Here is a 13,259-nt window from a genome sequence, read left to right as displayed (position 1 = left end):
CCGGAAAGGACCGGTCAGTTGCGCAGAATGACCGCAGCGGCCCTCGCTGCACTGACCACCAGCGCGATAGCGGCCTCGCTGATCGGCAGCGGCATCGCCGCCGCCGCCCCGCTCCCCACTCCCCCCGTCCAGTCGCAGGACGCCCAGGCCGGCGGCGGGCTGGAGGCCAAGGAGGCCCCGCAGGCCCCGCTCGCCCCGCAGGAGAAGGTCCGGCAGGCGCTGCGCACCAAGGCGCTGGAGCAGCTCAACAAGGGCGCCGTGGCGAAGACTTCGGCGAAGACCGCGCCGAAGCAGGTGAAGATCGGCAACGACTTCGTCCAGCTCGCGCAGGAGCGCAAGGACAAGGTCTTCGTCATCCTGGCCCAGTTCGGCGACCAGGTCGACAACACCACGCTGTACAACGGCGTCCCCCGCTACGCCGGCACCCCGGGCCCGCGCCACAACGCGATCCCGAAGCCGGACAAGAGCGACACCCACACCTTCTGGAAGAACGACTTCTCCAAGTCGTACTACCAGCAGATGTTCTTCGACGACACGGCCGGCGCCAACTCGATGCGGAACTACTACCGCACCCAGTCCTCGGGCCGGTACGACATCGAGGGCACCGTCTCCGACTGGGTGACGCTGCCGTGGAACGAGGCGCGCTACGGGTCCAACAAGGGCCCGCAGGGCGGCGGTGCGTGGACCCAGGCGCACGAGTTCATCCGGGACGCCACCAAGGCCTGGTACGACGGCGAGATCGCCAAGGGCCGCACCGCGCAGTCGGTCAAGGACGAGCTCAAGCAGTACGACGTCTACGACCGCTACGACTTCGACAAGGACGGCAACTTCAACGAGCCCGACGGGTACATCGACAACCTCGTGGTGGTCCACGCGGGCGTCGACGAGACCTGGGGCGGCGGCGCGCAGGGCGGCGACGCCATGTGGGCGCACCGCGCCTGGGCCCTGCCGGACCCGTCCGGCCAGGTCGGCCCGGAGGGCAACAAGATCGGCGGCGCGCCGCTCGGCGACTCCGGCCTCTACGCCTACGACTACGTGCAGGGCGGCGAGAACTCGGGCGTGGGCCTGTTCTCGCACGAGTACGGCCACAACCTCGGCCTGCCGGACCTGTACCCGACCAGCGGCGGCGACAACAGCGTCAACTTCTGGTCCCTGATGTCCTCGGCCTCGTACCTGGGCAAGGGCAAGAACACCACCGGCGAGTACCCCGGTGACCTGGACGCCTGGAGCAAGCTGCAGTTCGGCTGGCTCAACTACGACGACGCGCAGGCCGCCACCCGGTCCAGCCACGCGCTCGGCGTCAGCGGCTACAACACCGACCAGGCGCAGGCGGTGCTGGTGCACCTGCCCCCGGTCACCAAGACCACGACGCTGGCCGACCCCTTCGAGGGCGCCTCGCAGTGGTACAGCGGCACCGGCGACTACCTGGACAACTCGCTCTCCCGCACGGTCGACCTGACCGGGAAGACCGGCAGCGCGAACCTGTCGGCGGCCACCTGGTACGACATCGAGCAGGACTACGACTTCCTGACCGTCGAGGCCAGCACCGACAACGGCAAGACCTGGAAGGCCCTGGGCGGCACGGTGGACGGCTCGCCGATCACCAACACCGCGGCCAACGTCCCCGGCTTCAGCGGCACGTCGAACGCCTGGCGGCAGGTGGGCATCCCGCTCACCGCCTACCTGGGCCAGAAGGTGCAGCTGCGCTTCCACGTCACCTCGGACTCCAACACCCACGGCAAGGGCGTGCTGGTCGACGCCGTCAAGATCACCGCCGGTGGCGTCGAGATCCTCAACGACGGTGCGGAGAACGGCAACCAGGACTGGGTGCTGAACGGCTTCACCCCGCTCAAGGGCAAGGACTCCGTCAAGGAGCACCCGCGCGCCTACGTGGTGGAGAACCGCCGCTACGTCGGCTACGGCGCCTTCCTGAAGACCGGCCCGTACAACTTCGGGTACTCCGGGGTCGCGGGCAAGACCAACGTGATCGACACCTACCCGTACCAGGAGGGCGTCCTGATCTGGCTCTGGGACACCAGCTACCTGGACAACAACACCAAGGACCACCCGGGCGGCGGCCTGATCCTCCCGATCGACGCCCACCCGCAGCCGATGAAGTTCTCCGACGGCACCCTGGTGAACGGCCGCGCCCAGACCTACGACGCGACCTTCTCGCTCCAGCCCACCACCGAGTTCACCCTGCACAAGGCCGGTGTGCTGAACGCCTTCCCGTCGAAGCCGGCCGTGCCGGTCTTCAACGACCGCACCGGGGTCTACAGCGACCCGGCGCTCCCGCAGCACGCGGTGGCCGTCCCGAACACCAACACCAAGATCGAGGTCGTCCGGGAGACCCAGGGCGGCAAGCTGACCACCGTCCGGGTCGGCCCCGCCTCCTGACCCGCCCTTGCACCAACCTCGCTGACCACCCGTCAGCAGCACGAACCGGAGCCCCGGTCCGCACACCCTGCGGACCGGGGCTCCGGCCGTGGTGCGTACGATCGGCGCAGGTCGATCGGGGGTCGGCGGCCTGAGGGAACGTCAACTCGACGGCAGGCACGGCCGGGGCTCACGTAGCAGCGCGTGTACCGAGGAGGGGCCTTGCCCACTGTGGGGTCACTGACCGATGTGCCGGGATTGCGGCTGATCGGCGGGACGGGAGCGGAACGTTCGGTGACCGGGGTCGCCGAACCCGACGAGGAGGTGGCGGACCGCCTGGTGCGGGTGCCGCCGCAGGCGACGGAACGGGACTTCGCCCGGCTGGCCGCCGGGCGGGCGGCGGCCGTGGCGGTCACCGCGGCGGAGCCCAGCGAGGGGCACCGGGCCGGGGCCGCGCGGCACGGCCTGGCCCTGCTGGCGGTCGAGGACGAGCGGAGCTGGCTGCGGGTGGCCCGCCGGATCGGCGACGCCCGGCTGCGCGAGGTGCAGGGCGAACAGGCCGAGCTGGCCCAGCTGTTGGCCCACCTGCGGGAGCCCGGCGGGCGGGCCGACCAGCGGCTGGAGCGCCTGGTGGAGTGGCTGGCCCGGGCGGTCGGCGGCCCGGTGCGGCTGACCACCGGCCGGCCCGGCGAGCCCGCCGTGACGGCCCCGGCCGGGACGGAGCACCTGCTCGCCGCCGCCGCGCCGACGGTGCGCGAGCTGACGGACGGCCGGCTGCGGGCGGCCGCCCTGGACGCGGGCCCGCTCCGGGTGCGGCTGACCACGGTCGGCGGCAGCCGGCCGTACCCCGTCCTGGCGGTGGGTCGCACCGAGCCCTTCGACGCCCGGGCCGCCGCCCTGGTCGCGCACGCCGCCGACCTGATCGCGCCGCTGGTGCGGGTGCGGCAGGCGGAGGCGGACCGGGAGCGGCTGGAGGAGGTCAAGGCGGCGCTGCGGGTCGCGGTCTTCCAGCTGCTGATGGGCGGTGAGGTGACGCTCGCCCAGCGCACCGGCGAGGGCCTCTCCCCCGGCCTGCTGGACGCCGAGGAGCAGCGGGTCTACGTACTGGAGGGTCCTGCGCCGGAGCGGGACGAGCTGGCCCGGCGGTGCCGGGAGGCGCTCGGCCCCACTGCACTGGTGGTCCGCTGCCCGGCCTACGAGCAGCACCTGATCGTGGTGGCGCCGCTGCGCGAGGACGGCACCCGACAGGAGGAGCAGGAGGGCTGGGACCGGGTCGGCCTGACGCTGCGCGAGTTCGTGGCCGGGCGCCCGGACCGCTCGCTCGGCGGCAGCGGCCGGCTGCCGCTGGCGCAGACCGCCGGCTCCTACGGGGACGCCACCCGGGCGCTGGCGGTGGCCCGGCTGCGGCCGGGGCGGGCGGCACTGTACGCCGCCGAGAGCCGGCTCGGCCAGGTGCTGGAGCCGCGCGGTGCGGCGCGCTGGGCGCAGGAGGTGCTGCGCCCGCTGCACGCGCTGCCGCTGAGCGGGCGGGACCAGCTGCTCGGCACCCTGCACCTGGGCCTGGAGTTCCCCGCCGTGAGCGCCGGGCGCATCCTCGGGATCAGCCGCAACACCGTGAAGGCCCGGCTGGACCGGGCGGCCGCGCAGCTCGGCCTGGACCTGGCCGGGGTGGCCGGCCGCACGGTGCTGCACCTGGCGCTGCAGGCCTCCACCTCGGTGGCCGCCTGCGCGGTGGCCGCCGGGGCGGGCCTCCCGGCGCCCGGCCTGGGCGAGCTGCTGGCTGCCGCCCCGGTGGCGGACTGGGCCGACGGGCTGCTCGGGCGGCTGGCGGAGGACGGCCGCGAGCTGCGCTCCACCCTGCTGGCCTGGGTCCGCGCCGACCTCGGGGTGGAGCGGGCCGCCCGGGAGCTCGGACTGCACGCGCAGACCGTCCGGGAGCACCTGCGGGCGGCCGAGCGGCTGCTGCAGCGTCAACTGCTCGCCGGGGGCGGCGGGGTGTACGAGGTGGTGCTGGCCTTCGCCGCGCTCGGGGAGCTGGCACTGCCCGACCCCGGGGTGACCGTGCACAGGTGACAGCTCCCGCGGCGGCGACCGTGCACTCGTGCGGTACCTGACGAGGTGTCGGCGGGCGTACCGTCGGGGACACGAGCTCACCAGGCGGGTCCCGCTGCTACGGTTCCCTCCGTCGGACCCGCCTGGTGCACAGAGGTGTTCACCGGGCGGGGGCACCACCCCGCCCGGTGGACAACGGGGGCGGCCCGGTCCGGAGGTCCCCCACCCTCCGAACCGGGCCACGAAAAGCGCCGGTGTCAGCCCCGACGGAGCGTCAGCAGACCGCCCAGCGGCACGTGCACGGTGAACTCCACGCCCTCCACCGAGGCCGTGGTCGCGGCCACCTCCCCGCCCAGCGCGTCCTGCACCAGCACCGAGAAGCGTCCCGGCACCCGGTCGAAGACCAGCCGGACCAGGGTGTCCGCCTCGGCGTTGGCCAGCAGCAGCGACTCCCACTCCCCGGTGACCCGCACCGGCAGCGCGCCGTAGCGGCCGAAGGCCAGCGCCCCGCCGTCCCGGGCCTCGATCAGCGGGTAGGCCAGCTCGGGGCGGTGCGGGCGGAACTCGGCGCGCTGCAGCAGATCGCGGTGCTCGCGCATGACGGAGAGCCAGAACCGCACGGCGGCCAGCTGCTCCGGGCTCTGCGCGGACAGGTCCACCGAGACCTGGGCGGTGGCGAACAGCACCGAGATCAGGAAGACCGCGATCTGCGCCGGCTCCTCCCCCGGGTGCCAGGTGAGCGGGTCGGCGTGCACGGCCAGCGGGCCCGCGGTGAGCCGCAGGTCGGCGCAGCGGACCCGGTTCTCGGTGGCGTTGTGCGGGCAGTCGGTGGCCCGGACCATGGTGGCGAACGGCCACAGACCGGGGCCCATGTACTGCTGGCGGTGCTCGATCAGCACCTCGGGCCGGGTGGCCCGCAGCCGGGTGTCGAGCTCCTCCAGCAGGCGGCGGACGCCCTCGGCGACCTCGGTGCAGTCCGGGTCGGGCGAGGCGGTGGTGGCCTCCCGCAGGAAGGTGTCGATGAAGTCGATCTTCAGGCCGTCCACCCCGTGCCGCTCCACCGCCGCGGCGAGGCGCTCGACCTGGTGGGCCCGGACCAGCGGGCTGCGCGGGTCGAGCACCGAGGTCTCCAGCATCGGCAGGTGGGCCAGGGTGTGCGGGGCCAGCTCGGCCTGGGCGGCGCTGCGGTCGCCGAGGAACGGGAGCGCGTGCCAGAGCAGGTAGTTGAGCCCCAGCTTGCGGATACGGTCGACGTGGTCGGCGAAGTCCGGGAAGCCGGCCGGGGCGGGCTGCCAGTCGCCGGTGGTGGCGTAGGAGCGGCCCACCTCGTCGGTCTGCCAGCCGTCGTCCACGATCAGCGCGCCGAACCCGAGCGGGGCGGCCAGCGCGGCCAGGCGCTCCACCTCGGGGGCGGTGATGGTCAGGTGCAGCGCGTACCAGGTGCAGAAGACCGGGTCGAAGGCGGCGTCCGGCACGGTGGAGGCGGGCAGCGACTCGGCCCACCAGGCGGCGCAGTCCCGGACGGTGTCGGCGAAGTGACGGCCGCTCAGGTCCAGGCGCAGGCGCAGCGGGCCCTCGTGCTCGACCCAGAAGCTGAAGTCCCCGGTCTCCTCGACCGCGCCCTCGCCGATCGAGACCGGCAGCACCGTCTCACCGGCCGCGAAGGTGCACAGCGCGGCGTCGGCGGTGCCGACCAGGCTGCCGACCGGGGCGCCCTTGGGCAGCGAGGCGGTCCGGGGCAGCGCCCAGGACGGGGGCAGCCAGCGGGTGCCGCTCAGCGGGGTCCAGTAGCCGGTGGCGCCGGTGCAGGGCAGCCGCCACTCGATCCGGGTGCGCACCGGCTGCTCGTCGGTGGGGAGTTCGGGCGCGGCCTCGACGACCACCACGCCGGGCTCGGCCTGCGGGACGACCCGGACCGCCAGGTGGGCGGCGCCGACGGCCACGGCTCTGGCCCGGACCCCGGGCAGGCCGAGGTCGACCTCCGCCACGGTCTCGGTCCGGCCGGAGGGGTGGGCGCTGCCGTCCCAGCTGAGCGGCTGGGGTGCCTGAGTCACGTCAGTCGTGCCTTTCGTGGGACCCGCGCGGTGCGGCCGCAGAAGCGGTAGGACGGCCGCCCCGCGCGGGAGTTGATGGGTTGGACCCGGTCGGACGTGGCCCGCCGTCACGGTTCCCCGCCACGTCCGACCGGGGGTCTGGTCACCTGCGCAGGGGTCCCTCGCAGGTGTAGCTGGAGGTGCCGGCTTTGCCGCCCGGCCAGACCTCGACCGGGCCGAACCAGCAGTTCATGTCGTCCAGGTTGTTGGCGACGCCCTTGGTCCGGGTGAGGATGAAGTAGTCCACGGTCGAGGACATGTCCTTGAAGAGCTGGTCCGGATCGGCCGCGTTCGCCAGGTTGGCGGTGATCCGGCCCTCGCAGACGAAGCGCATCGGCTTGTTGGCCCAGTCGCCGTTGTCCTTGCAGGTGGGCGTGTTGGCGGTGGCCGAGGCGATCGCGGCCTGCACCTCGGAGGCGTAGGCGTAGCGCAGGTAGCCGTTGGCGGTGAACGAGGTGCTGGGCACGTACAGGTCCTGGACCCGGGCGCTCTGCGCCGTCAGGAAGGCGTCGTAGCCCGCCTGGAGCGCCTGGTCGGCGCCCATCCGGTCGCGCCAGGCGTCGAAGCCCGCCGGGTCGTCGGCCCGCATCAGCGCGTACATGGCGCGCAGCTCGGCGGGGCGCTCGGCCCAGAGGTACTCGAAGAAGGTCCCGGCGTAGTTGTAGAAGTGGAAGGCCGGGGCGTCGTCGTACCGGGCGTGCAGCAGCTCCGCGACGCTCAGCCGGGGGATGCCGGCCGCCTCGTCCCGGGCCAGGGCGGCGACCAGCGCCTGACGGACCTTCACCCCGCCGTCCCGGGTGGAGCCGTCGAAGAACTCGGCGGTGCCCTCGTCCATCGCGGTGAGCCGGTCGCCGGCGTACCAGCGGGCGTCGCCGAAGTAGCCGGGGGTGGCCCAGCGGCCGTTCAGGTAGTGGACGTACTCGTGCCGGAAGAGCTCCTCCAGCGTCAGGTACGACTCGGCGGTGGTGCGCTGGTAGGTGTAGAAGGTGGCGCCGCGCTCGATGTAGATGCCGCCGTTGGCGGTGCCCATGCCGGTGAGCAGCGGGTGGTAGAGCTCGTAGGCCGAACGGGTCGGGTAGAGCCGGATGTTGAGGGTGGCGTTCGGGTCGCCGTCGAGCGGGGCGTCGGTGCCGAGCACCCGCAGGAACTGGGTCTTGACCTGCTTGCTCGCGTAGTACATCCGGTCGACGGTGGCCCGGTCCAGCGAGGTGCGGACCTGGATGGCGCCGTTGTCGTAGCTGTAGGTGTAGGGGAACACCTGGGCGTCGTACTTGGCCGCGCAGACGTCGTACTGCTGGCAGACGCCGAAGGCGTTGGCCCAGCCGACCACCTTCACCCAGGGGCCGGAGAGCTCGCCGAAGACCCGGGCGGTGGTGGAGAGCAGCCACCCGAGCTCGCCGACCACCCCGGCCTTCAGCTCGGGGAGCTCGCCGAAGCGGCCGTACTCGGCCATCGCGTCCCGGGCCAGCCACTCGTTCTGGGTGCCCTTGAGGTGGCCGTACCCGGCGAAGCCGCGGAACGCGCTCCGGTAGGAGGCGTCGGCGGTGACCTGCACGAGGAAGGCGGCGTCCCGGTTGTTGACGCCCAGGTAGTTGAGGTTCAGCGCGGCCAGGCCCGCGGTGCCCCAGGCCCAGCTGTCGGCGACCCGGGTGCCGGGGCCGAACTTGGCCAGCACCCGCTTCGCCAGGGCGAGTTGGTACTGCCGCTGGCCGGTGGAGCCGGCCGCGATGGTCATCTCCCGGGTGGTCAGCCCGGCCTGGTCGGTGTCGGCGAAGGCCAGCGGGGCGGCGGCCCAGGCGTCCACCGCGCGCCGGACGGCGGCGGCCGTGGCGGTCTCGGTGATGTCGATCCCGGCCTGGGTGAAGTCGTGGTACGCGGCCGCGTGCAGGAAGTAGAACAGCTCGTACAGGTGGGCCCGGCCGCTGCCGTCCTCGCTGGGCACCTGCTGGACGATCCGGTCGGCCACCGCCCGGACGTGGGCGCCGTCCATGGTGACGGCGAAGCGCGCGTCCCAGGTCCAGAGCAGGGACTTGAGGCAGTCGTCGCCCTTGACCGCGGGGTCGGTGAGGAAGTCGGCCAGCTGGGCGGGGCCGAGGCCGGTCAGGCCGTCCAGGGTGCAGGGCACCCCGGCCGCGGTCCGCACCACGGCCGTGGGGGCGGCCAGTTCGGCGGCGGTCGGGGCGGGGGCGCCGACCCGCTGGGGCATCGCGCCCGGGAAGGGCGTGCCGCCCAGCGAACCGCCGCCGGGAGCGGGCGCGGAGGCGCCGGTACGGGCCACCGCGTCGCCCTGGTGGGCGAGTTCGTCGTAGCCGGTGGGGAGTGGGGTCTCGGCCCGGAAGGTGGCCGGGGCGGCGGCGGGGGCGGGCTGGGTCGCCTGGGCGGCCTGGGTGGCCGCCTGCACCGTCTGCACGGCCGGAAGGGTGAGGGTCGCGGCCAGGGCGGCCGCGAGCAGCGCTCTGCGCGCCGTTCGAGGGGAGGTTCGCACGGGGGCTCCAGTGGGGGGTGGAGGTGGGGCGGTGTCCGCTCGGACGTGGGTGCGGGCCGGATCGGGTGGGGCCGTCGGCCAGGCCGCCCGGAGGACCGGGGAGGTCGTGGGTGGAGCAGGTGGTGCGGGTGGTGCGGATGGTGCCCGGCCCGGGCCGCCGTCCCATGGGGAGGAGGACGGCGGCCGGGGCCGGGGGCCGGGGCTCCCGACGCGCCGTCGGGCCCCGGAGCGGAGGTGCTGACGCGGGGTCAGGCCTCGGGGAAGTGGCAGGCGGCCTGCCGGCCGCCGCCGGTGGCGGTGATCTGGAGCAGCGGCCGCTCGGTGCGGCAGATCTCCTGCGCCTTGGGGCAGCGCGGGTGGAAGGTGCAGCCGCTCGGCGGGTTGGCCGGGCTGGGCGGGTCGCCCAGCAGCACGATCCGCTCCCGGCGCCGCTCGGCAGCCGGGTCGGGCAGCGGCACCGCGGAGAGCAGCGCCTTGGTGTACGGGTGGGCCGGGTTGTCGTAGACGTCCTGCTTGTCGCCGATCTCGACGATCCGCCCGAGGTACATCACCGCGACCCGGTGGCTGATGTGCTTGACCACCGCCAGGTCGTGCGCGATGAACACGTAGGCCACGCCCAGCTCCCGCTGGAGCCGCTCCATCAGCCCGACGATCTGCGCCTGGATCGAGACGTCCAGCGCGGAGACCGGCTCGTCCGCCACCACCAGCTCCGGGCGGGTCGCCAACGCCCGGGCGATGCCGATGCGTTGGGCCTGGCCGCCGGAGAACTGGTGCGGGTAGCGCTCCAGGTGCTCGGGGGCCAGCCCGACCAGGTCGACCAGGTCACGGACCTCGCTGCGGATCGCCGCGGTGGCCAGGCCCTGGGCGCGCAGCGGGGCCGAGATGATCTGCTGGACGGTCTGCCGCGGGTTCAGCGAGGCGAACGGGTCCTGGAAGATCATCTGCAGCTTGCTGCGCAGCGGGCGCAGCTCGCGCTGCCCGGTGCGGGTGATGTCCTTGCCCTGGAACGAGACCTGACCGGCCGTCGGGTCCAGCAGCCGGACCAGCATCCGCCCGGTGGTGGACTTGCCACAGCCGGACTCGCCGACCAGGCCCAGGGTCTCGCCGGCCCGGACGTCGAAGCTGACGCCGTCCACCGCCTTGATCCCGGCGCTGCGGCGCAGGCCGGAGCGCGGGCCGGGGAAGGTCATGCCCAGGTTCTCGGCCGTCAGGATGGTCCCGGTGGCCCGGGCGGCCTCGGTGGTCACTTCGGTGGTGGTCATGCCGTCACCCCGTCGAGGTCGGCCGCGTCACGGACGCAGGCGTTGCGGTGCTCCGGGGCGACCAGGCGCAGTGGCGGGCGGCCGGCGGTGCAGAGCTCGCTGGGCTCCGCCGCGTAGACCTGGCAGCGCGGTTGGAAGGCGCAGCCGGGCGGCGGGTTGAGCAGCGAGGGCGGGGAGCCCGGGATGGAGCGCAGGGCCTCCCCCTCCGGGGCGTCCAGCCGCGGCAGCGAGTCCAGCAGCCCCCGGGTGTACGGGTGCCGCGGGGTGGTGAACAGCGTGTCGGCCGGGGCCTGTTCGGCTGCGGCGCCGCCGTACATCACCAGGACCTCGTCGGCGACCCGGGCGATCACGCCGAGGTCGTGGGTGATCATCATGACCCCGAGCCCGCGCTCCTGCTGGAGCTTCATCAGCAGCTCCAGCACCTGGGCCTGCACGGTGACGTCCAGTGCGGTGGTGGGCTCGTCGGCGATGATCAGGTCCGGCTCGCAGGAGAGCGCGAGCGCGATCATCGCGCGCTGGCGCATGCCGCCGGAGAACTGGTGCGGGTGCTCCCCCGCCCGGCGGGCCGGCTCCGGGATGCCCACGTCGCCGAGCACCTCGACGGCCCGGGCCCAGGCGGCCTTCTTGCTGCCGCCGAAGTGCTCCCGGTACGCCTCGGAGATCTGGTCGCCGATGGTGAAGTACGGGTGCAGCGAGGTGAGCGCGTCCTGGAAGACCATCGCCATCCGGCGGCCGCGCAGCTTGCGCACGGTCTCGTCGGGGGCGCCGATCAGCTCGGTGCCGTCGAACTTCACCGAGCCGGTGACCTTGGCACCCCGGTGCAGGCCCATCACGGCCAGCGAGGTGACGGACTTGCCGGAGCCGGACTCACCGACGATCCCGAGGGTCCTCCCCCGTTCGACGGTGAAGTCGACGCCCTTGATCGCCTTGACGACGCCCTCGGCGGTGTTGAACTCGACTTCGAGGTTGGTGACTTCGAGCAGTGCGGTCATGAGAGCCTCGCCCTCGGGTCGATCCAGGCGTACATCAGGTCGACCACCAGGTTGGAGGTCACGATGAAGAACGAGGCCAGCAGGGTGACGCCCATGATGACCGGCTGGTCCGCCTTGTTGAGCGAGTCGGCGAAGAGCTTGCCGACGCCCGGGAGGCTGAACAGCTGCTCGGTGATCAGGGCCCCGGCCAGCAGGCCGCCGAGGTCCAGGCCGAGCATGGTGGCCACCGGGGTGAGCGCGGGCCGCAGCCCGTGCCGCCCGACCACCCGGCGCTCCCGCAGGCCCTTGGCCCGGGCGGTGCGCACGAAGGGCTCCTCCATCGTCTCGATGACCGAGTTGCGGGTCATCCGGGCGTAGAGGGCGGCCGAGAGCAGCGCCAGCGTGATCCACGGCAGGATCAGGTTGCGCAGCCAGCCGACCGGGTCCTCGCCGAAGGCGATGTACCGGGGCAGCGGCATCAGGCCGAGCACCGAGACCACCACGTAGAGCAGGATCATCGCGGTGAAGTAGACCGGCAGCGCGGCGATGCCGATGGTGGCCACCATCACGGTGCGGTCGATCCAGGTGTTCCGCTTGAGGGCGGAGACCACGCCGGCCGAGATGCCCAGGGCCAGCCAGCAGACCGCCGCGCCCAGCGCCAGCGAGGCGCTGACCGGGAAGCGGTCCATCATCAGGTCCCAGACCGGCTGGGCGCTCTGGAAGGAGTAGCCGAAGCAGGGGAAGTCGCACTGGACCGCGTACGGCCCGCTGCCCAGGGTCTGGCCGGCGAAGATGCCGACCAGGTAGCGGCCGAACTGGACGATCAACGGGTCGTTCAGGCCGAGCTGCTGACGGACCATCTCGATCCGCTCGGTGGAGCAGTCCTTGCCGCAGAACTGGGCGGCCGGATCGGCCGGGAAGAGGTAGAACACCGCGAAGGTCAGCGCGCAGATCACCAACAGCGTGGCGGCGATGCCGACCAGACGGCGGATCAGGAACCAGATCACGCCTTGCCGCCCTTCGGGTCGAGGGCGTCGCGGAGCGCGTCACCGATCAGGGTGAAGCCGAGGACCACCAGGAAGAGGCAGAGGCTCGGCAGGACGAAGAACATCGGGTCGACCTTGTAGTACTGCACCGAGTCCGCGATCATCTGGCCCCACGAGGGGGTCGGCGGCCGGACGCCGACGCCGAGGAAGGTGAGGGCCGCCTCGGTGCCGATCAGGCCGGGGATGGCCAGCGTGACGTAGACGATGACGGTGCCGGAGAGGTTGGGGAGGATCTCGGTGAGCAGGATCCGGCCCGAGGAGGTGCCGCTGGCCCTGGCCGCCTCGACGTACTCGCGGTGCTTGAGCGAGAGCGTCTGGGCCCGGATGACGCGGGCGATGTAGGGCCAGCTGAAGACGCCCATCACGATGATCAGCAGCAGCACCCGGTTGACGTCCCGGGCGACCGAGAGCAGCGCGATCATGAAGATCAGGGTGGGGAAGGACATCATGACGTCCATGAACCGGCTGATCACGGTGTCCACCCGGCCGCCGAAGTAGCCGGCCAGGATGCCGAGGGTCACCCCGATCACGGTGATCAGGGCCGCCGAGGCGAAGGCCACCAGCAGGCTGATCTGGGCACCGTAGAGCAGGCGGGCGAAGATGTCCCGGCCGAGGCCGGGCTCGACGCCCAGCCAGTGGTCGGGGCTCATCCCGCCGAAGCTGCCCTTGGGCAGGCCGCCGAGGTAGGAGTTGATGGCCTTCTTGTCGGTGTCGGCCGGGCCGTGGCCGCTGATCATGGTGATCAGCGGGGCGAGCAGGGCGACCAGGACGAAGAAGGCGATGATGCCGAAGCCGGTCAGCGCGGCCTTCTGGCGGCGCAGCCGCTGCCAGGCCAACCGCCATGGGGAGGCGGGGGGTTGAGCGGTGGTGGAGGCGGGGGCAGCGGGACTGGCCGCCGCCCCCGCTCCCCCGGTCCCGTCGGTGCCGTCGGCACCGGCCCGGGACGGAGAGAGCGGGGCGGTCATGCGGACTCC

At 73.1% G+C, this 13,259-nt stretch carries 8 protein-coding genes; 2 read left to right on the top strand and 6 right to left on the bottom strand.

From position 1 onward, the window contains the following. The first annotated feature begins 27 nt into the window (after window positions 1-27). The gene (locus tag ACWCYY_RS02300) at window positions 28-2,397 is read left to right on the top strand and encodes an immune inhibitor A domain-containing protein (protein WP_345279577.1); all 2,370 of its coding nucleotides are present in this window, start codon (window positions 28-30) and stop codon (window positions 2,395-2,397) included. Between the two features lie 273 nt (window positions 2,398-2,670). Then, window positions 2,671-4,449, top strand: a complete 1,779-nt coding sequence (locus ACWCYY_RS02295) for a helix-turn-helix domain-containing protein (protein WP_449794826.1) — start codon at window positions 2,671-2,673, stop codon at window positions 4,447-4,449. Window positions 4,450-4,685: 236 nt separating this feature from the next. Here the strand turns inward: ACWCYY_RS02295 and ACWCYY_RS02290 are convergent, their stop codons facing one another. The 6 genes from ACWCYY_RS02290 to ACWCYY_RS02265 form a co-directional block, all read right to left on the bottom strand. Beyond that, window positions 4,686-6,482 carry a glycoside hydrolase family 36 protein gene (locus tag ACWCYY_RS02290; protein ID WP_449794825.1) on the bottom strand — a complete coding sequence of 599 codons (1,797 nt, stop codon included), beginning with the start codon at window positions 6,480-6,482 and terminating at the stop codon, window positions 4,686-4,688. A 142-nt stretch (window positions 6,483-6,624) separates the two neighbouring features. After that, window positions 6,625-9,006 (bottom strand): collagenase, encoded by a 2,382-nt coding sequence (locus ACWCYY_RS02285; protein WP_449794824.1) that lies wholly within the window; start codon window positions 9,004-9,006, stop codon window positions 6,625-6,627. A 248-nt stretch (window positions 9,007-9,254) separates the two neighbouring features. Further along, window positions 9,255-10,268 (bottom strand): ABC transporter ATP-binding protein, encoded by a 1,014-nt coding sequence (locus tag ACWCYY_RS02280; RefSeq protein WP_345279543.1) that lies wholly within the window; start codon window positions 10,266-10,268, stop codon window positions 9,255-9,257. Then, a complete protein-coding gene (locus tag ACWCYY_RS02275) occupies window positions 10,265-11,260 on the bottom strand; it encodes an ABC transporter ATP-binding protein (protein WP_345279545.1) in 996 nt (331 codons plus the stop codon). Before ACWCYY_RS02275 ends, ACWCYY_RS02280 begins: the two co-directional genes overlap by 4 nt. Beyond that, the gene (locus tag ACWCYY_RS02270) at window positions 11,257-12,246 is read right to left on the bottom strand and encodes an ABC transporter permease (RefSeq protein ID WP_345279547.1); all 990 of its coding nucleotides are present in this window, start codon (window positions 12,244-12,246) and stop codon (window positions 11,257-11,259) included. The genes ACWCYY_RS02275 and ACWCYY_RS02270 overlap by 4 nt, the downstream gene beginning before the upstream one ends. Continuing rightward, window positions 12,243-13,250: an ABC transporter permease gene (locus ACWCYY_RS02265; protein WP_449794823.1), complete on the bottom strand. Its 1,008-nt coding sequence runs from the start codon at window positions 13,248-13,250 to the stop codon at window positions 12,243-12,245. The genes ACWCYY_RS02270 and ACWCYY_RS02265 overlap by 4 nt, the downstream gene beginning before the upstream one ends. Window positions 13,251-13,259: the final 9 nt, after the last annotated feature.

This window comes from Kitasatospora sp. NPDC001664 (assembly GCF_053596675.1).
Note: the sequence above shows the minus strand (reverse complement) of the source record. Positions and strands in the feature narration are given on the sequence as shown.

Bases quoted from the DNA above. Each gene is read 5' to 3' on its own strand.
- ACWCYY_RS02300 (WP_345279577.1), top strand. From the start codon at position 28: ATGACCGCAGCGGCCCTCGCTGCACTGACCACCAGCGCGATAGCGGCC.
- ACWCYY_RS02280 (WP_345279543.1), bottom strand. From the start codon at position 10,268: ATGACCACCACCGAAGTGACCACCGAGGCCGCCCGGGCCACCGGGACC.
- ACWCYY_RS02275 (WP_345279545.1), bottom strand. From the start codon at position 11,260: ATGACCGCACTGCTCGAAGTCACCAACCTCGAAGTCGAGTTCAACACC.
- ACWCYY_RS02265 (WP_449794823.1), bottom strand. From the start codon at position 13,250: ATGACCGCCCCGCTCTCTCCGTCCCGGGCCGGTGCCGACGGCACCGAC.